Annotated in this window: 17 protein-coding genes and 2 tRNA genes; 14 read left to right on the top strand and 5 right to left on the bottom strand. The window is 70.3% G+C overall.

The window, feature by feature from the left end:
• Positions 1 to 4: 4 nt before the first annotated feature.
• The 3 genes from GWK15_RS02115 to GWK15_RS25630 all read left to right on the top strand — a co-directional run bounded on the left by GWK15_RS02115 (position 5) and on the right by GWK15_RS25630 (position 4,714).
• On the top strand, positions 5 to 304 hold the full coding sequence (locus GWK15_RS02115; protein WP_168038587.1) for an FAD assembly factor SdhE: 300 nt from the start codon (positions 5 to 7) through the stop codon (positions 302 to 304).
• Entirely contained in the window at positions 259 to 3,747 is a 3,489-nt protein-coding gene (gene mfd, locus GWK15_RS02110; protein ID WP_168038585.1) for a transcription-repair coupling factor, read from the top strand. Before GWK15_RS02115 ends, mfd begins: the two co-directional genes overlap by 46 nt.
• Before the next feature lie 124 nt (positions 3,748 to 3,871).
• Complete coding sequence (locus GWK15_RS25630) at positions 3,872 to 4,714, top strand: hypothetical protein (protein WP_209441970.1); 843 nt, start codon at positions 3,872 to 3,874, stop codon at positions 4,712 to 4,714.
• Between the two features lie 410 nt (positions 4,715 to 5,124).
• Here the strand turns inward: GWK15_RS25630 and GWK15_RS02100 are convergent.
• From GWK15_RS02100 to GWK15_RS02080, 5 genes are all read right to left on the bottom strand, one after another.
• Positions 5,125 to 5,200 (bottom strand) — tRNA-Val (locus GWK15_RS02100).
• A 59-nt stretch (positions 5,201 to 5,259) separates the two neighbouring features.
• Positions 5,260 to 5,919 (bottom strand): DsbA family oxidoreductase, encoded by a 660-nt coding sequence (locus tag GWK15_RS02095; protein ID WP_211844182.1) that lies wholly within the window; start codon positions 5,917 to 5,919, stop codon positions 5,260 to 5,262.
• 53 nt (positions 5,920 to 5,972) lie between these two features.
• Positions 5,973 to 6,788, bottom strand: coding sequence for a GGDEF domain-containing protein (locus tag GWK15_RS02090; RefSeq protein WP_168038583.1), 816 nt, complete (start codon positions 6,786 to 6,788; stop codon positions 5,973 to 5,975).
• Between the two features lie 128 nt (positions 6,789 to 6,916).
• A tRNA-Ser gene (locus GWK15_RS02085) sits at positions 6,917 to 7,006 on the bottom strand.
• Positions 7,007 to 7,023: 17 nt separating this feature from the next.
• Positions 7,024 to 8,424, bottom strand: coding sequence for an MmgE/PrpD family protein (locus GWK15_RS02080; protein ID WP_168038581.1), 1,401 nt, complete (start codon positions 8,422 to 8,424; stop codon positions 7,024 to 7,026).
• Positions 8,425 to 8,532: 108 nt separating this feature from the next.
• On the opposite strand from GWK15_RS02080, the gene GWK15_RS02075 reads away from it, so the two are divergent.
• From GWK15_RS02075 to lon, 11 genes are all read left to right on the top strand, one after another.
• On the top strand, positions 8,533 to 9,555 hold the full coding sequence (locus tag GWK15_RS02075; protein WP_168038579.1) for a lytic murein transglycosylase: 1,023 nt from the start codon (positions 8,533 to 8,535) through the stop codon (positions 9,553 to 9,555).
• Positions 9,552 to 10,415 (top strand): septal ring lytic transglycosylase RlpA family protein, encoded by an 864-nt coding sequence (locus tag GWK15_RS02070; RefSeq protein WP_338147172.1) that lies wholly within the window; start codon positions 9,552 to 9,554, stop codon positions 10,413 to 10,415. The genes GWK15_RS02075 and GWK15_RS02070 overlap by 4 nt, the downstream gene beginning before the upstream one ends.
• Before the next feature lie 31 nt (positions 10,416 to 10,446).
• On the top strand, positions 10,447 to 11,664 hold the full coding sequence (locus tag GWK15_RS02065) for a D-alanyl-D-alanine carboxypeptidase family protein (protein ID WP_168038577.1): 1,218 nt from the start codon (positions 10,447 to 10,449) through the stop codon (positions 11,662 to 11,664).
• 43 nt (positions 11,665 to 11,707) lie between these two features.
• Positions 11,708 to 12,334: a dTMP kinase gene (tmk, locus tag GWK15_RS02060; protein WP_168038575.1), complete on the top strand. Its 627-nt coding sequence runs from the start codon at positions 11,708 to 11,710 to the stop codon at positions 12,332 to 12,334.
• A gap of 151 nt (positions 12,335 to 12,485) precedes the next feature.
• On the top strand, positions 12,486 to 13,487 hold the full coding sequence (locus GWK15_RS02055; protein ID WP_168038573.1) for a DNA polymerase III subunit delta': 1,002 nt from the start codon (positions 12,486 to 12,488) through the stop codon (positions 13,485 to 13,487).
• A gap of 32 nt (positions 13,488 to 13,519) precedes the next feature.
• Complete coding sequence (gene metG / locus GWK15_RS02050; RefSeq protein WP_168038571.1) at positions 13,520 to 15,094, top strand: methionine--tRNA ligase; 1,575 nt, start codon at positions 13,520 to 13,522, stop codon at positions 15,092 to 15,094.
• Entirely contained in the window at positions 15,094 to 15,867 is a 774-nt protein-coding gene (locus GWK15_RS02045; protein ID WP_168038569.1) for a TatD family hydrolase, read from the top strand. Before metG ends, GWK15_RS02045 begins: the two co-directional genes overlap by 1 nt.
• A 7-nt stretch (positions 15,868 to 15,874) precedes the next feature.
• Positions 15,875 to 16,663: an MBL fold metallo-hydrolase gene (locus GWK15_RS02040; RefSeq protein WP_168038567.1), complete on the top strand. Its 789-nt coding sequence runs from the start codon at positions 15,875 to 15,877 to the stop codon at positions 16,661 to 16,663.
• Positions 16,664 to 16,779: 116 nt separating this feature from the next.
• A complete protein-coding gene (clpP, locus tag GWK15_RS02035) occupies positions 16,780 to 17,427 on the top strand; it encodes an ATP-dependent Clp endopeptidase proteolytic subunit ClpP (RefSeq protein WP_168038565.1) in 648 nt (215 codons plus the stop codon).
• Between the two features lie 100 nt (positions 17,428 to 17,527).
• Positions 17,528 to 18,784 (top strand): ATP-dependent Clp protease ATP-binding subunit ClpX, encoded by a 1,257-nt coding sequence (gene clpX, locus GWK15_RS02030; RefSeq protein WP_168038563.1) that lies wholly within the window; start codon positions 17,528 to 17,530, stop codon positions 18,782 to 18,784.
• A gap of 136 nt (positions 18,785 to 18,920) precedes the next feature.
• Positions 18,921 to 21,326 (top strand): endopeptidase La, encoded by a 2,406-nt coding sequence (gene lon, locus GWK15_RS02025; RefSeq protein ID WP_168038561.1) that lies wholly within the window; start codon positions 18,921 to 18,923, stop codon positions 21,324 to 21,326.
• The last annotated feature ends 86 nt before the right edge of the window (positions 21,327 to 21,412 follow it).

The raw sequence follows: 21,412 nt of genomic DNA, 5'->3' as shown, positions 1-21,412 counted from the left end.
CGCCATGCCCGAACCCCAGGACCTCGATCCGCGTCGCCGCCGCCTCGTCTTCCGCGCGCTGCACCGCGGGACCAAGGAAGCCGACCTCATGATCGGCGGCTTCGTCACCCGCAACATCGCCGCCTTCTCCGAAGCCGACCTCGATGCCATCGAGGCGATCCTCGAGCATTGGGACGTCGACCTCGCCGACTGGCTGTCCGGCCGTCGGCCCATCCCGCCCGAGGCCGACAGCCCGATGCTGCGCCGCATGGCCGAGGAATGCGGGCGGACGGGCGCCGGCGTCCCGCCGGGGGCGGAGCGGTGAGGGCGGTCCCGGTCCACGGCGCCCCCGAAGGCTTCGACGCCCTTCTCCTGTGCCGCCGCCGGGCAGAAACCGACGCCCCGGTGGTCCATGTCTGTCGCGACGACGCCCGCATGGCCCGCATGGCCGAGGCGATCGGCTTCTTCGCCCCCGAGGTCGAGGTGCTGCGCTTCCCCGCCTGGGACTGCCTGCCCTACGACCGCGTTTCCCCGAACCCCGAGATCGTCGCCGAGCGCGTCGCGACCCTGACCCGGCTGCTCGAACAGCCCATGCGGCCGCGGATCCTGCTCACCACTGTCAATGCCCTCGCCCAGAAGGTGCCGCCGCCCGAGACGTTCCGCGGCGCGACCCTGCACCTGAAGAAGGGCGGGCGCGTCCAGCCGGAGGCGCTGACCGCCTTCCTCGAGGCCAATGGCTACCACCGCACCGGCACGGTGATGGAACACGGCGAATACGCCGTGCGCGGCGGGATCGTGGATCTCTATCCGGCCGGCGAGCCGGATCCCGTGCGCCTCGACCTGTTTGGCGACGAGATCGAGGACATGCGCCGCTTCGATACGGCGAGCCAGCGCAGCGGCAAGGTCGTGCCCGAACTGCGCCTGCGCCCGGTGGGCGAGGTCTTCCTCGACGAGGAGTCACGCGCGCGCTTCCGCAGCGCCTATCGCGACCTGTTCGGCGCGGCGGCGGCGGAGGACCCGCTCTATGTCTCCGTCAGCGCCGGGCGGAAGCACCCGGGCATGGAACACTGGGCCGGGCTGTTCCACGACCACATGGCGACGCTCATCGACTACGCGCCTGGCGCCTCCGTCAGCCTCGACCACCAGGCCGAGGACGTCGCGGCGGCGCGCTTCGAGATGGTCGCGGACCACTATCAGGCCCGCCGCGTGCCGGTGCGCGTGAGCGAGGGCGAGGTGCCCTACCGACCCGCGCCGCCCCAGACGCTGCACCTCGACCGCGCCGGCTGGAATGAGATGCTGGCGCAAGGGCCAGTCCTGCAGTTCATCCCCTTCACGAAGCCCGACGGCGTCGAGGGCATCGAGGCCGGAGGCCGTCCCGGCCCGCTGCTGACCGATGCGCGCACGGCCGGGGAGAACGTCTTCGCCGCCTATGCCGCCTTGGCCGGTGGTCAGGTTAAGGCGGGACGGCGGCCTCTGCTGGCCGCCTGGTCCAAGGGTTCGCGCGAGCGCATGGCGAACCTGCTGCGCGAGAACGGCGTCGCCGCGGCTTCCGCCGAGGACTGGAAGGCCGCGCGCGCGCTGCCGGAGGGCGTCGTCGCCCTGGTGGTGATGGGCCTCGAGCGCGGCTTCGTGGCCGAGGGCATCTGCGTCACCGCGGAGCAGGACGTCCTCGGCGAGCGCATCGCCCGCCCGCCGCGCCGCCGCCGCCGCGCCGACCAGTTCATCGCGGATGCGACCGAGATCGCCGAGGGCGACCTGGTGGTCCACCAGGACCATGGGATCGGGCGCTACGAGGGGCTGGTGACCATCGAGGTCAACGGCGCCCCGCATGACTGCCTCAAGCTGACCTATGACGGCGGCGACCGGCTGTTCGTGCCGGTCGAGAACATCGAGATCCTCTCGCGCTTCGGCACCGAGACCGCTGGCGTAGCACTCGACAAGCTCGGCGGCGTCTCCTGGCAGAACCGCAAGGCCAAGGCGAAGTCGCGCATCCGCGACATGGCAGGCGAGCTGATCCGCACCGCGGCGCTCCGCCGCATGAAGGACGGCGTGCTGGCGACGCCGCCCGAAGGCCTGTGGGACGAATTCTGCGCCCGCTTCCCCTTCGCCGAGACCGAGGACCAGGCGCGCGCCATCGCCGACGTGATGGAGGACCTGTCCGCGGGCCGTCCGATGGACCGGCTGATCTGCGGCGATGTCGGCTTCGGCAAGACCGAGGTCGCGCTGCGGGCGGCCTTCGTCGTCGCGATGTCCGGCGCGCAGGTCGCGGTGGTGGTGCCGACGACGCTGCTTGCCCGCCAGCACAGCCGCATCTTCACCGCGCGCTTCCAGGGATTCCCGGTGAAGGTCGCGCAGCTCTCGCGCATGGTCACCGCCAAGGAAGCCGCGCAGGTCCGCGAGGGCCTGAAGTCCGGCGACATCAACATCGTCGTCGGCACGCATGCGCTGCTCGCCAAGGGCGTGGAGTTCGCCGACCTCGGTCTGGTGATCGTCGACGAGGAGCAGCATTTCGGCGTCAAGCACAAGGAAGCGCTGAAGTCGCTCAAGGCCGACGTGCACGTGCTGACGCTGACCGCCACACCCATCCCGCGCACGCTGCAACTGGCGCTGACCGGGGTGCGGGAGATGAGTGTCATCGCGACGCCGCCGGTCGATCGCCTTGCGGTCCGCACCTTCATCATGCCCTGGGACAGCGTGGTGATCCGCGAGGCGATCCAGCGCGAGCGCTTCCGCGGCGGCCAGGTCTTCTGCGTCGTGCCGCGCATCGAGGACATGGCGAAGGTCTCCGAACGCCTTGCCGAGATCGTGCCCGAGGCACGCATCGTCCAGGCCCACGGCCGCATCAGCCCGACCGAGCTGGAACGGGTGATGACGGAGTTCGGTGACGGCAAGCACGACATCCTGCTGTCGACCAACATCGTGGAATCCGGCCTCGACATGCCGGCGGTGAACACGCTGCTGATCCACCGCGCCGACATGTTCGGCCTGGCGCAGCTGTACCAGCTGCGCGGGCGCGTCGGGCGCGGGAAGCTGCGCGGCTATGCCTACCTGACCTGGCCGCAATCGCATCGCCTGTCCGGCGCAGCCGAGAAGCGGCTCGAGGTGATGCAGACGCTCGACAACCTCGGCGCCGGTTTCACCTTGGCCAGCCACGACCTCGACATCCGGGGCGCAGGCAACCTGCTGGGCGAGGAGCAGTCGGGCCAGATCCGCGAGGTCGGCATCGAGCTGTACCAGCAGATGCTCGAGGAGGCGGTCGCCGACATCAAGGCGGGGCAGGGGAAGGACGGCGCGGAATCCGAACGCGACTGGACGCCGCAGATCAATCTCGGCCTGCCGGTGCTGATCCCCGAGACCTATGTGACGGACCTGCCGGTGCGCCTTGGCCTCTATCGCCGCATCGGCGCGCTCGCCTCGGATGCCGAGACGGATGCGATGGCGGCCGAACTCGCCGATCGCTTCGGGCCTGTGCCGACGGAAGTCGAGAACTTGCTGCAGGTTGTCGCCATCAAGCGGCTGTGCCGCGAGGCGGGCGTCGAGAAGCTCGATGCCGGGCCGAAAGGCGTGGTGCTGTCCTTCCGGGGCAACCGCTTCGCAAACCCAGGCGGCCTGGTGGCCTGGGTGCAGTCGCAGAAGGGCGCGGTGAAGCTGCGGCCCGACCATAAGCTCGCGCTTCTGCAGGAGATGGATTTGGCGCAACGCGTGAAGGCGGCGCGCGACCTCCTGCGGGCGCTGGCGCGGGTCGTGCGGCAGGCGCGCGCGGCCTGACACGTGGCGCCGTTGCGCTCCGCCTGACACAGCTGTCATGCGCGCGCGGCGTGACCGTCAAGGCCAGTTGCCAGCGGGCGCGGGCGGCCCTAAGCGAGTTTCGTTCCGTCCAGGGTTCCTACGCATGACTTTCGCTCCGTCCTCGGCGTCCCGCCTCCTTGGCCTGGCGGGGGCCGCGATCCTGCTCGCGGCCGGTGGCCCGCCGCCCGACCGGACGACGACGCCGCGCGCCCAGGCGCTGCCGGCGTCCGGCGCCGCGCCGGCGGCGACTGCGCCTGTGGTCTCGCCGGCGCCGGCCGCCGCGGCGGCCCCGGCCTCGGAGCCCGCACCCGTCCCGGGACCCGCCTCCGCAGCCGCGGCCGCCACGGCGCTGGTAACGGCAACGACGCCTGACCTGTCGGGGCTCTCGCCCGGCGATCGTGCCCGCGCGCTGGCCGATGCGCGAAGCTGGTCGGGGACGCTGTTCATCGGGTCCTCGGTGGCGGACGGCTATCTGCGCGAACTGATCCTGCAGCCCTGGACCGGCTCCTGGGGCGACGACTCGCTGGTCGGCGGCGCGGTGCAGTACCGCGTCGCGCGCTTCTGGCGCTTCTTCATGCTCGACCTCGAGGTCGGCGGTGCCTACCGCTTCGGCCAGACCGAGGGCGGCGAGTTCTGGACCGTCGCCTACCTGCGCTACGACGGCTTTCCCTGGACCGACTACGTCTACACGACCTTCGGCCTGTCCTTCGGCCCGGACTACGTGACGCGCCTCCCGCAGGTCGAGCGCGGTACGGACCAGAAGCCCGAGCCGAACCAGTCGCGCTTCCTGAACTTCTTCTCGCCTGAGCTGACCTTCGCGCTGCCGGATTATCCGCAGTACGAAGTGGCGCTGCGCTACATGCACCGCAGCGGCATCTTCGGCACCTACAACGGCGTGTGGGAAGGCGCGAACAGCTTCGTCGTGGGATTCCGTTACCGCTTCTGATGTGGCTGGCACGAAGGCATGGCCTTCGTGCCTCCCCGGACGCCGGGCCGCATCAGCGGCACCTGGACGTCACTCGCAACGTCGTGCACCCGCTCCGCTGTGGGCGAAGCCCCACCGGCACCGAGGCGGACATACGCAATCCGGCGCTCCCTGCAGGCCGACATCTTACGTCGGACTGCGAACGCGCATGCGCGACCAAGCCCAAACCAACAACGATACCATCCGATACGTCGCAGGGCGCGGCGGACCACTGCGCGTCATCCTGCGGCCCGAGGCCTCGCCTCGGGCCGGGATCGCGCATGCGCGACCGTGCCCGCACCATCCGCCGAGCCCAGCGGTTCAGTGCGCGGCGCGCCAACCAAGCCCGCCGATGCGGGCGCCGGCGCTTGAGGCAAATTGTAGAGAGGAAATGGTGGGCGCACGTGGGATCGAACCACGGACCTCCTGCGTGTCAAGCAGGCGCTCATACCACTGAGCTATGCGCCCCCCGTCCCGGCGGGGCCGCCTAACTAGACGCGGTGCGCGAGGAGCGCAACCCCCGCCCGTCAGCCTTCGACGAGGGCGACGTCGATCAGGCGCTCGATGACTTCCGGCTCCTGCGCGCCGGCGATGGCGTGGCGGCCGGCCACGACGAAACAGGGCACGCCATTGATGCCGAGGCGATGCGCGCGGAGGTTCTCGGCATGCACCGCATCGGCCTCGGCGCCCGAATCGAGGAAGCGGTGCACCGCGCCTTGTTCGAGCCCCACGCGCGTCGCTATACGCACCAGCGAGTCGATGTGGCCGAGGTCGAGGCCCTCGGCGAAGTAGCCGTGGAACAGCGCCTCGACCATCTGGTCGGCCTGACCCTCGCGCGCCGCGTAGCGGACGAGGCGATGGGCATCGAGGCTCGAGGGCATGCGCAGGATGCGGTCGAAGCGGAAGGGCACGCCCTCGGCGCGGCCGAGTTCGGAGATCGTCGCGTGCAGGCGCCGCGCGCGTTCCTCGCCGCCGAACTTGCGGGTGAGGAAATCCTGCCGCGGCAGGCCGGCTGCCGGGATGTCCGGGTTCAGCAGGAAGGGGCGCCAGAGGATGTCGGCGACGATGTCGGGCCGCGCGCGCAGCGCCCGGCGCAGGCGCCGCGTGCCGAGGTAGCACCAGGGGCAGACCAGGTCGAAGACGACCTCGATTTGCAGCCGGGCGCGGGGAGGGGCGAGCAGGTTCACGCCGGGGAGATTATCGCGCCCTGGTCACGCCGTCGCGTCCCTTCGCGCGGGTGTCAGGCGGCTTCGGCGTGGCGGTGGGGCGGTGGCTCGGCCAGGCGGATGCCGTCCCCGCCGGCGTCCATGACGCGGATCAGCGCGGTCTCGGCGGCATCCATCGCCTCGTCCAGGGTGGCGCGGCCGATACCCTGGTCGATCGCCGCGATGCCGATCGAGACGGTCATGCGGCTGCCGTCCATGGACGGGTGCGGCAGGCGCTCGGCGACCTGGGCGCGCAGGCGCTCGGCCAGGCGCTGGGCGGCCTCCGCGGTCGTACCGGGCAGCATCGCCGCGACGACGGTGGGGGCCAGGTGGCCCGGCAGGTCCCCCGCCCGGGCGGTGTCGCGCAGCACGGCGGCGAGGTCGCGAAGCGCGTCCTCGGCGGTGGCGGGGCCGCGGCGGGCCTCGATCTCCCCGAGGCCGTCGATCGCGACGGCAAGGATCGCGGCCGGGACGCCGTCGCGCCGGCAGCGCGCCAGCGCGGGGGCCATCTGCGCGACGAAGGCTGATCGGTTGGGCAGGCCGGTGACGGAATTCTGGTGTGCAGAGGCGGCGATGCGGCGCGCGGACCGGTCCTGCCGCGCGAGGGCGCGCAGCAGCGCGACGAAGAAGACGATGGCCGCCGCATCGGGCAGCAGCCGCAGCCATGCGGCGGCGCCGAGCGACGTGGTGCGCGACAGCACGATGGCGAGGGCAGCGGCGATGCCGAGGACGCAGACCAGGAAGCGGGAGCGCTCGAACCGCCAGCGCCAGGCGGCGTAGCCGCCGGCGCCGAGGGCGCCCACCGCGGCCAGCGTCACCAGCGTCCCGGCCAGGCCGGCGAGGCCCGTCATGGACGGCCTGCCCCGCCTGCTGCGGGTCTCCCGGGCCTCATCGCAGGGGATCTCGTCGGCGCATCGACGTCAACGTGGCGGGGCGGCGCCCCCGTGGCAAGCGCCACGGAAGCCGCCTTGCACCGCCATGGCGGATGGGGTGGGATTCGAACCCACGGTGGGCGTGAACCCACGCCGGTTTTCAAGACCGGTGCCTTAAACCGCTCGGCCACCCATCCCGGCAGGGCGCCGGGGATTACTCCCCGGCGAGGCGCGCGGCCATCATCGGCGCGCCGAGGCGCAGCATCCCGTGCACGTCGGACGCCTTGTCGAGGTTCAGCACTGCATCCGCTAGCTGCTTCGCGCGATCCGCGCCCAGCACCGCATCCGCGAGGCCATGGAACTTCGCGCGCAGCTCGGCCTCGGTCAGGAAGTTGGCCGGCTCGCCCTTCGGCACGTTGACCTTCTTCACGAAGGTCTGGCCGCGCGCCTTCACCGTCAGCTTGCCCGACATGTATTCGGGGAAGTCGGCTTCCACCTCGGCGTCCTCCTGCGGGAGAATCTTCTTCATCAGCGTCCGCAGGTCGGAATCCTGCAGCCAGGCGTAGGAATCCCAGCCGAAATGGCCGCGCGCCAGCGCGCAGGCGACGACGAAGGGGCCGGAGAACTGGCCGTCCACGATGTTCTGCGGGTTCTGCTTGTACTGAGTCGGCGCGCCGACCAGCAGCATGCCCTTGTTGGGCAGGCCCATGGTCACGCTCTCGATCTCCTCGGCCTTGAGACCGAGCTCGGCGCGCAGCGCCAGCGCCGCATCGACATTGGCGTGACCGTAGCGGCAGGACGGATAGGGCTTCACCGCCGTCTCCATCAGCTCCCACTCGGTGCCGAGGCCCTGCAGCGCGCGCTCGGGCTTCGGGTTCGGAGCATAGGCGCGAAGGAAGCCGGCGCGGCCTTCCAGCGCCTCGCCGGCGCCGCGGAAGCCCTCGCGCGCCAGGCAGGCGGCCGTCAGGCCGTTCAGCGCCGACCAGCCAACCTGGAAACGCTTCGTCCAGGCGCCGTTGTTGAGGAACTGCAGCGAGCCCGCCGCCTGGGACAGCGCGATGCCGAAGGCGCTTTCCACCTGCTCGGTGGACAGGCCGAAGACGCGGGCGGCAGCCGCCGCGCCGCCGAAGGCGCCGCAGGTCGCGGTCGGGTGGTAGCCGCGCTCGTAGTGGTCGCCGCCGGGCAGGGAAAGCGCGAGCCGGCAGGTCACCTCGTAGCCCGCGACGATCGCCGCGAGCACCGTCTTGCCGTCAGCGCCGACCATCTCCGCGGCGGCGAGCGCGGCCGGGATCACCGGGGCGCCGGGATGCAGCGTGCCGGCCGCGTGGGTGTCGTCGAAGTCGAGCGAATGGGCCGTGGTGCCGTTCACCAGCGCCGCGCCGGCCGGCGTGTATCGCGCGGAGTCCCCGAACACCGCCGCCGACCCGGCCGCGAGGCCGAGGGACCGGACCGCGGCGAGCAGCGGTGCGGTGCTCTCGGTATCGTGACGGCCGCGCAGCATGTTGCCGACCAGGTCGAGGACGAGGAAGCGGGTGCGCTCCTGCACCTCGGCGGGCAGGGTTTCGTAGCGGATCCCTGCGGTGAAAGCGGCGAGTTCGCGCGTTACGGCGGCCATGGCGTTGTCCTCCAGTCAGGGGAGCGACCTTAAGGGCAGGGGCGCCGGCGGCCAAGGCGCCCACACTTCGTTTGCGTCGGGGGACGCCGCATGGCACCTCCTGCGGCCATGATCCCGCGCCGAATCTTCCTGGCCGCCGCACCGCTCGCCGGCTGCACCGCCGCCGCGACGCCCTCTGCGCCCACGGCCCCGACAGCCTCCGCGACGCCGCCCGAAGCGCCGATGACCTCGGTCGCGAGCGTGCCCTTCGACCGCTTCGTGGATGGCGTGAAGACCGAGGCGCGGCGCCGCGGCATCTCCCAGGCGACGCTCGCCGCCGCGTTCAGCGGGGTCCGGCCGAACCAGCGGGTGATCGAGCTCGACCGCCGCCAGGCCGAAGGCGGGCTGCAGTGGGAGGATTACCGCGATCGCATCATGGTCTCGCCCACCCGGGTGCAGAACGGCCGGCGCAACTATGCCGAGAACGCCGACCTGCTGCGCCGGATCGAGCAGCGCTTCCGCGTCTCCCCGCGCGTCATCGTCGCGATCTGGGGCGTGGAGACGAACTTCGGCGGCAATACCGGCGGCTTCAAGGTGGTCGAGGCGCTGGCGACCCTCGCCTGGGAAGGGCGCCGGGCGGCCTATTTCCGCACCGAGCTGTTCGCGGCGCTGAAGATCCTCGACGACGGGCACATCCGCACCGAGCGCATGATGGGGTCCTGGGCCGGGGCGATGGGCCAGCCGCAGTTCATGCCGACCAATTTCGAGCGCCTGGCGGTGGACTTCGACGGCGACGGGCGGCGCGACATCTGGGACAGCAAGGCGGATGCGCTCGCCTCCATCGCCAACTACTTCGCCCGCAACGGCTGGCGGGATGGGGAGCCCTGGGGCCTCGCCGTCGCGCCGCCGCCGGGCTTCAACGCGGCGGGGGCGGATACCGCCATGCGGCCGATGCGCGACTTCGCCCGCATGGGCTTCCGCACCGAGGCCGGCCGTCCGCTGCCCGACGGGCCGGACGCGCAGGTGGTGCTGCCCAACCGCGGGAACGGCCAGGTCTTCCTGGGCCATCACAACCTGCGGGTTATCCGGCGCTATAATTCGCCCGTGAACTACGGCCTGGCGGTCGGGCTGCTGTCGGACCGGGTGGGGTGAGGGCGCTCCTCCTCGCCGGCCTGGTGCTGGCCGGCTGCAGCGGGCCCGCGCCGCGCTACGTCGTCGGCGAGCCCTACCGGATGGGCGGCGTCTGGTCCTACCCGCGGGAGGATTTCTCCCTGGTCGAGACCGGCCTCGCGACCCGGGTGCCCGGGCCCGGCTGGAATGCAACCACGGCGAATGGCGAGGCCTGGAGCGGATCCCGCGCGCTCGCCGCGCACCGGACGCTGCAGCTGCCTTCCGTCGTGACCGTCACGAACCTCGAGAATGGCCGTTCGCTGACCCTGCGAGTGAACGACCGCGGGCCGGTGAATGCCGGGCGCGTCATCGGCCTGTCGGACCGCGCGGCGGAGCTGCTGGGCGTGCCCGCCAGCGGTGCGGCGCAGGTGCGCGTGACGGTGGACGGGGACCGCAGCCGGGCGCTCTCGGATGCCGTGCCGGGCCGCGAGGTGCCGCGCGTCGCGATCGAGACCGCCCCGCGCGCGGCGGTCGCCGCCGAGAGCCTCGAACCCCCGCCCGGCGCGCGGTCCTCGGCGCCCGCGCGGACGGCCACGACGCGCGTCGCGGCCGAGGAAGCCCCGGCCGCGCGCCCCCGCGACGTGGCGCTGCCGGAGACCGTGACCCAGGGCCCGCCGCAGCCTGGGCGGCTGTATGTGGAGCTCGGAACGCTGTCGCGGCCGGAATCCGCGCAGCGGCTCGCAGCCCGCGTGCCGGGCGCGCGCATCGAGACCTTCGGCACGCGGCGCGACCGGCAGTACCGCGTGCGGCTCGGCCCGTATCCAGATGTAACGGGGGCCGACGCGGCGCTTGAGCGGAGCCTGTCCGCAGGCGTATCCGGAGCGCGCATCCTGGTGGACTGACATGGCCGCCGATTCGATGGGGGTTGCGGACATGACCGATCGCCGAACGATCCTGCTGGGCACTCTCGGTGCGACGCTGGCGACGCCGGCGCTCGCTCAGCAGCGCGGCGGGCAGCCGCAGGGCCGCCGACAGGCCGCCGCGACGCGGCCGCCGGGCGCGCCGGCCGATACGCCGCTCGGGCCCCTCGACGTGCAGGCGCGCCAGGCGATCATGGTCGACTTCTCGACCGGGGCGACGCTGCTCGAGAAGAATGCGGACGAGCGCATGGCGCCGTCCTCGATGTCGAAGCTGATGACGATGTACGTCGTCTTCGAGAAGCTGAAGGCCGGCCAGCTCCAGCTCGACCAGATGCTGCCGGTCAGCGAGCGCGCCTGGCGCATGGGCGGGTCCAAGATGTTCGTGGACCTCGGCGCCCAGGTGAAGGTCGACGACCTGATCCGCGGCGTCATCGTCCAGTCGGGCAACGACGCCTGCATCGTGCTGGCCGAGGCGATCAGCGGCAGCGAGCAGCAATTCGCCGAACTGCTGAACGAGACCGGCCGGCGCATCGGCCTCCAGAACAGCTCCTTCAGGAACGCGACGGGCTGGCCCGATCCGGAACACCGGATGACCTGCCGGGATCTCTCGATCCTGGCCCGGCGGATCATCAGCGACTTCCCGGAATACTTCCCCTACTACAACGAGCGGTCCTTCCGCTTTAACAACATCTCGCAGGACAACCGGAACCCGCTGCTCTCCCGCGTCGCTGGCGCCGACGGGCTGAAGACCGGCCACACCGAAGAAGCGGGCTATGGCCTGACCGGGACGGTGAAGCGCGGCGACCGCCGCGTGATCCTGGTGGTGAACGGCCTGCCGTCGATGCGCGCCCGCGCCGAGGAGAGTGAGCGCCTGATGGAATGGGCCTTCCGCGAGTTCGAGGCGGTGGTGCTGTTCCGCGCCCAGGACACGATCGAGGAAGTGCCGGTCTACATCGGCGAGCGGTCCAAGGTGCCGATGGTGGGCGGGCGCGACCTGGTGCTGACCCTGCCGCGGCAGTGGCGGTCCCGCCTGCAGGTGCGCCTGCGCTACGAAGCGCCGCTGACGGCGCCGATCGCGCGCGGGCAGCAGATCGGGGAGATGCTGGTCAGCGGGCAGGGTGTTCCGGAACTGCGCGTGCCGCTGATGGCAGGGGCGGATGTGGAACGGCTGGGCCTGGTGTCCCGCATCCCGGCGGTGGTCAGCCGCATGGTCTTCGGCGCGCGCAGCTGAAGGCGGGTTTCCCGCGGGCGCGGAGTGCGGCATTCCTGCGGGCATGATCGCGCGCGGACGGTTCATCACGCTCGAGGGCGGGGAGGGGGCGGGGAAGTCCACCCAGTGCCGTCGCCTTGCGTTGGCTCTGGCGGCTTCCGGCCTGCCCGTGCTGCGCACCCGCGAACCCGGCGGGACGCCGGGGGCGGAGCGGATCCGCGACCTTCTGCTCGGCCACGGCCCCTGGGAGACGGTGGCCGAGGCCATGCTGCATTTCGCCGCGCGCCGGGAACACGTCGCGCGCGTCATTCGCCCTTTCGTCGAGGCCGGGGGCTGGGTGGTCTGCGACCGCTTCGCCGATTCGACGCTGGCCTACCAGGGCGCGCAGGGGCTGCCGCGCGAGGTCTGGGCGCGGCTTGCGGATGTGGCGCTCGAGGGGTTCGGGCCGGACCTGACGCTGGTGCTGGACCTGCCGGTCGAGGCGGGCATCGCGCGCGCGGCGGCGCGGAGCAGCGCCGACCGCTACGAGCGGATGGGCGCGGCCTTCCACAGGCGGGTGCGGGACGGGTTTCTCGCGATCGCGGCCGCGGAGCCGCAGCGCTGCGCTGTGATCGACGCAGGCGCGCGGGCGGAGGCGGTGTTCGCGGAGGTCGCGCGGACTGTGCGCGAGCGGCCCGGGGCAGCGCTGTGACCGGAGGGGCGCCGCCCCCCCGGGCCTCCCCGCCAAAGGCCCAGAGGCCTTTGGAAACCGATACTTGCGCGCACCAAATGACGGTTCCCAAAGGCCTCTGGGCCTTTGGCGGGGTGGGTTCGGGAGGGGCGGCGCCCCTCCCGCCGCGCCCATGACCGACCCGCGCGCCAATCCCGACCTGGTCGGCCACGACGAGGCCGCGCGTTCGCTCGAAGCCGCCGCCCGCTCCGGCCGCCTGCACCACGCCTGGCTGCTCTGCGGCCCGCCCGGCATCGGCAAGGCGACGCTCGCCTGGCGCTTCGCGCGCTGGCTGCTCGCCGGCATGCCCGACGGCCCGTTGCCCCTCTTTGTCGACCCGGCCAGCTCCGTCTTCCGCCGCGTCGCCGCCGACACCCATGCCGACTGCTTCACGCTGGAGCCCAACACCGGGGACCGCGGCACGAAGCGCGTGCTGCGCGTCGAGGACGCCCGCGAGGCCGTCCGTTTCCTGACCCAGACCGCGGCCGAGGGTGGCTGGCGCGTCGTGGTGATGGACGAGGCCGAGCGCGTCGACCAGGCGGCGGTGCAGAACACGCTGCTGAAGACGCTCGAGGAGCCGCCGCCGCGGACCGTCCTGCTGCTGGTCTGCTCGGCGCCGCAGCGGCTGCTGCCGACGATCCGCAGCCGCTGCCGGCGGCTCGACCTCAATCCGCTGGCGCCGGGCGAGATGGAGGCCCTGCTCGCCCGCCTGCTGCCGGAGACGGGGAAGGCCGAGCGCGCGCGGCTCGCCCTGTTGGCGCAAGGCTCACCGGGGCGGGCGCTGGCGCTGGCCGAGGCGGGCGGGCTCGAACTGCAGGCGATGGTGGACAAGACGCTCGGCGCGCTCGCGAAGGGGGATCCGCCGCGGGACCATGGGCTGGCGGATCGGCTCGCGATGGACCGCACGGGCGGCGCCTTCGGGATCTTCATGGGGCTGCTGCGCGGGGCGATCGCCGGGGCGCTGCGCGAGGCCGCGCGGGGGCAGGTGGCGCCGGCCTGGCTCGCCCGCCATCCGCTTGCCGTCTGGGCGTCGCTGTGGGATAGGCTCGGCACCCTCGCGGACGATACCGAGCGGTTGAACCTCGACCGCAAGCAGGCCGTGCTCACGGGCCTTTCCTGGCTCGCGCGGCCCTGAACGGAGCGGCCGGACCTCTCACCGGACAGCCCATGGCGAAGCCACCGATCTACTACACGACGCCGATCTATTACGTGAACGACAAGCCCCATATCGGGCACGCGTACACCTCGCTCGCGACCGACGTGCTGGCGCGCTTCAAGCGGCTGGACGGGCACGAGGTCTTCTTCCTGACCGGCACCGACGAGCACGGCCAGAAGGTCGAGAAGGCGGCGAAGGACGCCGGCGAGGACCCGCAGGCCTTCACCGATCGCGTCAGCCAGGCCTTCCGCGACCTGACGGTCACGATGGGCTTTTCCAATGACGACTTCATCCGCACCACCGAGCCGCGCCACAAGGCGGCCTGCGTGGCGCTATGGAAGGAACTCGCGGGGCGCGGCGAGATCTACCTCGGTGACTACGAGGGCTGGTACGCCGTTCGCGATGAAGCATTCTACGGCCCGGACGAACTCACCGAGCGCGACGGCGTGAAGTACGCGCCCTCGGGCGCGCCGGTGGAGTGGGTGCGGGAGCCGTCCTACTTCTTCCGCCTGTCGAAGTGGCTGCCGGAACTGCTGCGCCGCTTCGACCTGCCGGACGGCGACCCCGAGCGCATCGACATCCAGCCCGAGAGCCGGCGGAACGAGGTGCGCGCCTTCGTCGCCCAAGGGCTGAAGGACTTCGCCGGCAAGCCGGAGAAGCTTGATCTCTCGGTCTCCCGCACCTCCTTCACCTGGGGTGTGAAGGTACCGGGCGACGAGGCGCATGTGATGTATGTCTGGGTCGATGCCCTGACCAACTACATCACCGCCGCGGGCTACCCCGACACGACGAATCCGCGCTGGAAGTTCTGGCCCGCCGACGTGCATTTCGTCGGCAAGGACATCGTGCGCTTCCACACCATCTACTGGCCGGCGATGCTGCTCGCCGCCGGGCTGGCGCCGCCGAAGCGCGTCTTCGCGCATGGCTGGTGGACCAACGAAGGCCAGAAGATCAGCAAGTCGCTGGGCAACGTGATCGACCCGGTGTCGCTGGTCGAGGAATACGGGCTCGACCCGGTGCGCTACTTCCTGCTGCGGGAAGTGCCCTTCGGCCAGGACGGAGACTTCGCTCGCAAGGCGCTGATCAACCGGCTGAATGGGGAACTGGCGGATGCGCTGGGTAACCTCGCGAACCGGACGCTGTCGCTGATCCAGCGGAACTGCGAGGGCAGGCTGCCGGCGGCCGCGGCACGGGCCGAGGAGGACGGGGAACTGTTCGCCTCCGTCGACACGCTCGCCGACACGGTGCGCAAGCAGCTGGATCAGCAGCATTTCCACATCGCACTCGAGACCATCTTCGCGAGCGTGCGCGAGGCGAACGGCTACATCACCAAGATGGCGCCCTGGGCGCTGAAGAAGACGGACGTGGTGCGGATGGCCGCGGTGCTGCGCCACCTGCACACGGCGCTGCGGACCTATGCAACGCTGCTGCAGCCCTTCATGCCCACGACCATGGCCGCGCTGCTCGACCAGCTCGCCGTGCCGGCGGAGGCGCGGGACATCGCCGCCCTCGGAGCGCCGATGGCCGATGGCGTCGCCCTGCCGCCGCCCGCACCGCTGTTCCGCAAGATCGAGCTGCCGGCCTGATGCTCGTCGATAGCCACTGCCACCTCGACTACTACGTCGAGGCCGAGATCGAGCAGGTGATCGCCCGCGCCCGGGAGGCCGGGGTCGGCCGCATGGTCACCATCGGCGTCCGCATGTCCCAGGCCGCCAAGGTCAAGGAACTGGCGGAACGCTTCCCCGATGTCTGGGGCACGGTCGGCATCCACCCCCACAATGCCGGGGAGGGCCCGCTGCCGACCGCCGAGGAGATCGCCGCCGCGGCCGACCATCCGCGCATCGTCGGCATCGGCGAAAGCGGCCTCGACTACTTCTACGACAAGGCCCCGCGCGATGCGCAGGCGGAGAACTTCCGCCGCCACATCAGGGCCGCGCGCCTGGCCGGGCTGCCGCTCGCTATCCATGCGCGCCAGGCGGATGACGACATCCTCGCGATCCTGCGCGAGGAACGGGAGGCAGGCGGGCCCTTCGACTTCCTGCTGCATTGCTTCAGCAGCGGGCGGGAACTCGCGGAAAAGTCCGTGGAAATGGGCGGCTATGTCTCCTTCTCGGGCATCCTGACCTTCCCCAAGAGCCAGGACATCCGCGACGTCGCCCGCGACCTGCCGGCCGACCGTCTGCTGGTCGAGACCGACGCGCCCTACCTCGCGCCGGTGCCCTTCCGCGGCAAGCGGTGCGAACCGGCGATGGTCGCCCACACCGCCAAGGTTCTGGCCGAGGTGCGGGGGCTCGACATCCGCGCCATCGAGGATCTGACCACGTCGAATTTCCTTCGACTGTTCAAGAAGGCCGTCTAAGCCGTTGTTGAAAGTCACGATCCTCGGCTGCGGCGGGTCCGGCGGCGTGCCCCAGATCGGTGGTGAGGACGGTGCCGGCTGGTGGGGTGCCTGCGACCCTGCCAATCCGCTGAACCAGCGGACGCGGTCATCGATCCTCGTCGAGGGCAACGGCGGCGGGCGGCTGCTGGTGGACACCGGGCCGGACCTGCGGACGCAGCTCCTCGCCTGCCGCGTGCCCGCGGTTGACGCGATCCTCTACACCCACGACCACGCCGACCACATCATGGGCATGGACGAGGTGCGGATCCTGAACCGGCTGGTCGGGCGGCCGCTCGAGGCCTTCGGGATGGAGCGGACGCTGGCCATCCTGAAGCAGCGCTTCGACTATGCCTTCCTGCCGGCGACCGGCCCGGTGTTCTACCGCCCGGCGGTTGACCCGGTGCCGTTGCGGGCGGGGGATGCCGTCACCATGGCCGGGCACCAGGTCCAGACATTCCTGCAGGACCATGCGGTGATGGACACGCTTGGCCTCAGGATCGGGGATTTCGCCTATTCGACCGACCTGGTGCACCTGCCCGAGGAGAGCCTCGCCCTCCTTCACGGGCTGGATACCTGGGTGGTGGGATGTTTCCAGCGGCGGCCCCACAAGGTGCACGCCAATCTGGACCAGGTGCTCGACTGGGTCGCCCGACTCCGGCCCCGGCGCACGGTCCTGACCCATATGAGCCCGGACATGGACCATGGCTGGATGCTGGCGAATCTGCCCCCCGGGATCGAGCCCGCCCATGACGGGATGGTGCTGACCCTGGCCTGATCCGGCCGGGTCCGAAAGGATCGGAGGGCGGGGCTTTCGCAGGTGCGGGCCATGCCCCACATTCGCCTGTGATGACGGCGGGCTGATTCGGCGCCGCCGCGACGAAAGGATGCGTCATGGCTTGGGATCGCGACCCGGTCGAAGTCTACAACAACACCCTGGTGCCGATGGTCATCGAGCAGACGGCTCGGGGCGAGCGGGCGTTCGACATCTATTCGCGCCTGCTGAAGGAGCGGATCATCTTCCTGACGGGCCCGGTGTTCGACCAGGTGTCTTCGCTGATCTGCGCCCAGTTGCTGTTCCTGGAAAGCGAGAACCCGACCAAGGACATCGCCTTCTACATCAATTCTCCGGGCGGCGTGGTTTCGGCCGGCCTCGCGATGTATGACACGATGCAGTACATCCGCGCGCCGGTGTCCACGGTCTGCATCGGCCAGGCGGCCTCGATGGGCTCGCTGCTGCTCTGCGCGGGGGCCAAGGGCAAGCGCTACGCCCTGCCGAACAGCCGGATCATGGTCCACCAGCCCTCGGGCGGCGCCCAGGGCCAGGCGACGGACATCGAGATCCAGGCGCGCGAGATCCTCAAGCTGCGCCAGCGGCTGAACGAGATCTACGTGAAGCACACCGACCAGCCGATCGAGGCGATCGAGAAGAAGCTCGACCGCGACAGTTACATGTCGGCTGAGGAAGCCCGCGACTTCGGCCTGGTCGACCACGTGGTCGAGGAGCGGCCGGTGCCCGCGGCGGAGCCCACGAAGGCGTGATCGACGGGGCCTGCCGGGCCGTGTTTCGCTTTCCCCCCGGTGCGCCGGGGGCTACATTCCTGTTGCAGTTCCCCGCACTTCCGGGGAACACGGAGACCGCATGAGCAAGTCCGGCGATTCCAAGAACACCCTCTACTGCTCGTTCTGCGGGAAATCGCAGCACGAGGTCCGGAAGCTCATCGCCGGGCCGACGGTGTTCATCTGCGACGAGTGCGTCGAGCTCTGCATGGACATCATCCGCGAGGAGCACAAGACGCACCTCGTGAAGTCGCGCGACGGGGTGCCGACGCCCAAGGAGATCTGCAAGGTCCTCGACGACTACGTGATCGGGCAGGACCACGCGAAGAAGGTGCTCTCGGTCGCGGTCCACAACCACTACAAGCGCCTCGCGCACGGGGGGAAGAACCCCGACATCGAGATCGCGAAGTCGAACATCATGCTGGTGGGCCCGACGGGCTCGGGCAAGACGCTGCTCGCGCAGACGCTCGCCCGCATCCTCGACGTGCCCTTCACCATGGCGGATGCGACCACGCTGACCGAGGCCGGCTATGTCGGCGAGGATGTCGAGAACATCATCCTCAAGCTGCTGCAGGCCGCGGACTACAACGTGGAGCGCGCCCAGCGCGGCATCGTCTACATCGACGAGGTCGACAAGATCAGCCGCAAGTCGGACAATCCCTCGATCACGCGCGATGTGTCGGGTGAGGGCGTCCAGCAGGCGCTGCTGAAGATCATGGAAGGCACCGTCGCCTCGGTGCCCCCGCAGGGCGGGCGGAAGCATCCCCAGCAGGAATTCCTGCAGGTGGACACCTCCAACATCCTGTTCATCTGCGGTGGCGCCTTCGCGGGGCTCGAGAAGATCATCGGGGCGCGCGGCAAGGGCTCGGGCATCGGCTTCGGCGCCGAGGTGCGGGACCCGGATGAGCGCCGCACCGGCCAGATCCTGCGCGAGGTCGAGCCCGAGGACCTGCTGAAGTTCGGCCTGATCCCGGAATTCATCGGCCGCCTGCCGGTCGTCGCCACGCTCGACGACCTCGACGAGAAGGCGCTGATCGAGATCCTGACCAAGCCGAAGAATGCCCTGGTCAAGCAGTATGGCCGTCTGTTCGAGATGGAGGGGGCGAAGCTCACCTTCACCGAGGATGCGCTGAAGGCCGTCGCGACGCGCGCCATCCAGCGCAAGACCGGCGCCCGCGGACTGCGCTCCATCATGGAAGCCATCCTGCTGAGCACCATGTTCGACCTGCCCGGCCTTGAATCGGTCGAGGAGGTGGTGGTGAACCGGGAGGTCGCGGAAGGCCGCGCCCAGCCGCTGTTCATCTATGGCGAACGTCCGGCCGAGCAGACCTCGGCCTGATTGTGCGGGGCGTGCAACGACGCCCCGTCAAGATCTTGAGCGGGCGTCGCCCGGGTCCCACATCCGGGACATGCCGTGGCGCCCCGCCCGTGCCGCCTTTGGGCGGGCCGGGCGCCGACTGTCCCAGTGAGGTCACATGACGGATACCATCCGCGGCGAACTGCTCCCGGTGCTCCCCCTGAGGGACATCGTGGTGTTCCCGCACATGATCGTCCCCCTCTTCGTCGGGCGCGAGAAATCGGTCCGTGCGCTCGAGGCGGTGATGAAGGACGACAAGCAGATCCTGCTCGTCGCCCAGAAGAACGCCGCCCAGGACGATCCGGGCACCGACGACCTGTACCAGGTCGGCACCGTCTCGACGGTGCTGCAGCTGCTGAAGCTGCCCGACGGCACGGTGAAGGTGCTGGTCGAGGGCGGCCGCCGTGCGAAGATCGCTGCCTTCAAGGAGACCGCGAACTACTTCGAGGCCTTCGCCGAGCCGGTCGAGGAGACCACCGCCGAGCCGCGCGAGGCCGAGGCGCTGGCGCGCACCGTGGTCACGCAGTTCGAGCAGTACATCAAGCTCAACAAGAAGATCGCCCCCGAGGTGCTGGTCTCGATCAACCAGATCGAGGAGCCGGCGAAGCTCGCGGACACGGTCGCCTCGCATCTCGGCCTCAAGATCCCCGAGAAGCAGGAGCTGCTGGAGACGCCGTCCGTCACCGCGCGGCTCGAGCGTGTCTTCGCCCACATGGAGGGCGAGATCGGCGTGCTGCAGGTGGAGAAGCGCATCCGGAACCGCGTGAAGCGGCAGATGGAGAAGACGCAGCGCGAGTACTACCTGAACGAGCAGCTCAAGGCGATCCAGAAGGAGCTGGGCGAGGGCGAGGACGGCAAGGACGAGACCGCCGAGCTCGAGGCCAAGATCAAGGCCACCAAGCTGTCGAAGGAAGCGCGCGAGAAGGCGATGGCGGAGCTGAAGAAGCTGCGCACCATGTCGCCGATGAGCGCCGAGGCGACGGTGGTGCGCAACTACCTCGACTGGATGCTCTCCATCCCCTGGAAGAAGCGCTCCAAGGTCCGCAACGACATCGTCGCGGCCGAGAAGGTGCTCGATGCCGACCACTTCGGCCTGGAGAAGGTGAAGGAGCGGATCATCGAGTATCTGGCGGTGCAGTCGCGCTCGCCCAAGATCCGCGGCCCGATCCTCTGCCTGGTGGGTCCGCCGGGCGTGGGCAAGACCTCGCTCGGCAAGTCCATCGCCAAGGCGACGGGGCGCAACTTCGTGCGCATGTCGCTCGGCGGCGTGCGGGACGAGGCCGAGGTGCGCGGCCATCGCCGGACCTATATCGGTTCCATGCCCGGCAAGGTGATCCAGGGCATGAAGAAGGCGAAGACCTCGAATCCGCTCTTCCTGCTGGACGAGATCGACAAGCTCGGCGCGGACTGGCGCGGGGATCCGTCGAGCGCGCTGCTGGAGGTGCTGGACCCCGAGCAGAACTCGACCTTCGCCGACCACTACCTCGAGGTCGACTACGACCTGTCGGACGTGATGTTCGTGACGACCGCCAACAGCCTGCGCATGCCGCAGCCGCTGCTGGACCGCATGGAGATCATCCGCATCCCCGGCTACACCGAGGATGAGAAGGTCGAGATCGCCAAGCGCCACCTGATGAAGAAGGTGGCCGAGGCGAACGGCCTGAAGGATGGCGAGTGGTCGGTGTCCGACAGCGCGATCCGCGACCTGATCCGCTACTACACGCGCGAGGCGGGCGTCCGCAGCCTCGAGCGTGAGATCGCGGGCCTGGCGCGCAAGGCGGTGAAGGAGATCGTCTCCAAGCAGTCGAAGAAGGTCGCGATCACCCACAAGAACCTCGAGAAGTTCGCCGGCGTGCGGAAGTTCCGCTACGGCGAGGCCGAGGCCGAGGACATGGTGGGCGTCGTGACCGGCCTCGCCTGGACCGAGGTGGGTGGCGAGATCCTGACGATCGAATCCGTCATGGTCCCGGGCAAGGGCGTGGTGAAGACCACGGGCAAGCTCGGCGACGTGATGCAGGAGAGCGTCTCGGCCGCGATGTCCTACGTCCGCTCCCGCTCGACCTCCTTCGGCATCAAGCCGACGGTGTTCGAGAAGCGCGACATCCATGTGCACGTTCCGGAAGGTGCGACGCCCAAGGATGGTCCGTCGGCGGGCATCGCCATGGCGACCTCGATCGTCTCGGTGCTCACCGGCATCCCGGTGCGTCGCGACATCGCCATGACCGGCGAGATCACGCTGCGCGGCCGTGTGCTGCCGATCGGCGGGCTGAAGGAGAAGCTGCTCGCCGCGCTGCGGACGGGCATGAAGACGGTCTTCATCCCGAAGGACAACGAGAAGGACCTGGCCGAGATCCCGGACAATGTGAAGAAGGGGCTCGAGATCGTGCCCGTCTCGCATGTGGACGAGGTGATCTCCCGGGCCCTGGTGAAGAAGCCCGAGGCCATCACCTGGGCGGAGCCGGAGGAGACCCCGGCGCCGCGCGCGGCCGAGGCTGGCAAGACCGAGTCGGCGCTGCCGCACTGACCTTTCCGGTCAGGTTCGGCTCACGGAAAAGCCCCGGCGAAGCATGGCTTCGCCGGGGTTTTCTGTGGAAAACCCAGGAAAGCGTT

It is taken from the genome of Neoroseomonas oryzicola (assembly GCF_012163135.1).
GTDB classification, from domain to species: Bacteria; Pseudomonadota; Alphaproteobacteria; order Acetobacterales; family Acetobacteraceae; genus Neoroseomonas; species Neoroseomonas oryzicola.
The sequence above is the reverse complement of the archived record's forward strand: the minus strand, read 5'-3'. Positions and strand labels throughout refer to the sequence as shown.

Excerpts from the sequence above, each read along its gene's own strand:
- GWK15_RS02115 (WP_168038587.1), top strand. The coding sequence starts at position 5 with ATGCCCGAACCCCAGGACCTCGATCCGCGTCGCCGCCGCCTCGTCTTC.
- mfd (WP_168038585.1), top strand. The coding sequence starts at position 259 with ATGCGGGCGGACGGGCGCCGGCGTCCCGCCGGGGGCGGAGCGGTGAGG.
- GWK15_RS25630 (WP_209441970.1), top strand. The coding sequence starts at position 3,872 with ATGACTTTCGCTCCGTCCTCGGCGTCCCGCCTCCTTGGCCTGGCGGGG.
- GWK15_RS02090 (WP_168038583.1), bottom strand. The coding sequence starts at position 6,788 with ATGACGGGCCTCGCCGGCCTGGCCGGGACGCTGGTGACGCTGGCCGCG.
- GWK15_RS02080 (WP_168038581.1), bottom strand. The coding sequence starts at position 8,424 with ATGGCCGCCGTAACGCGCGAACTCGCCGCTTTCACCGCAGGGATCCGC.
- GWK15_RS02075 (WP_168038579.1), top strand. The coding sequence starts at position 8,533 with ATGATCCCGCGCCGAATCTTCCTGGCCGCCGCACCGCTCGCCGGCTGC.
- GWK15_RS02065 (WP_168038577.1), top strand. The coding sequence starts at position 10,447 with ATGACCGATCGCCGAACGATCCTGCTGGGCACTCTCGGTGCGACGCTG.
- tmk (WP_168038575.1), top strand. The coding sequence starts at position 11,708 with ATGATCGCGCGCGGACGGTTCATCACGCTCGAGGGCGGGGAGGGGGCG.
- GWK15_RS02055 (WP_168038573.1), top strand. The coding sequence starts at position 12,486 with ATGACCGACCCGCGCGCCAATCCCGACCTGGTCGGCCACGACGAGGCC.
- metG (WP_168038571.1), top strand. The coding sequence starts at position 13,520 with ATGGCGAAGCCACCGATCTACTACACGACGCCGATCTATTACGTGAAC.
- GWK15_RS02045 (WP_168038569.1), top strand. The coding sequence starts at position 15,094 with ATGCTCGTCGATAGCCACTGCCACCTCGACTACTACGTCGAGGCCGAG.
- clpP (WP_168038565.1), top strand. The coding sequence starts at position 16,780 with ATGGCTTGGGATCGCGACCCGGTCGAAGTCTACAACAACACCCTGGTG.
- clpX (WP_168038563.1), top strand. The coding sequence starts at position 17,528 with ATGAGCAAGTCCGGCGATTCCAAGAACACCCTCTACTGCTCGTTCTGC.
- lon (WP_168038561.1), top strand. The coding sequence starts at position 18,921 with ATGACGGATACCATCCGCGGCGAACTGCTCCCGGTGCTCCCCCTGAGG.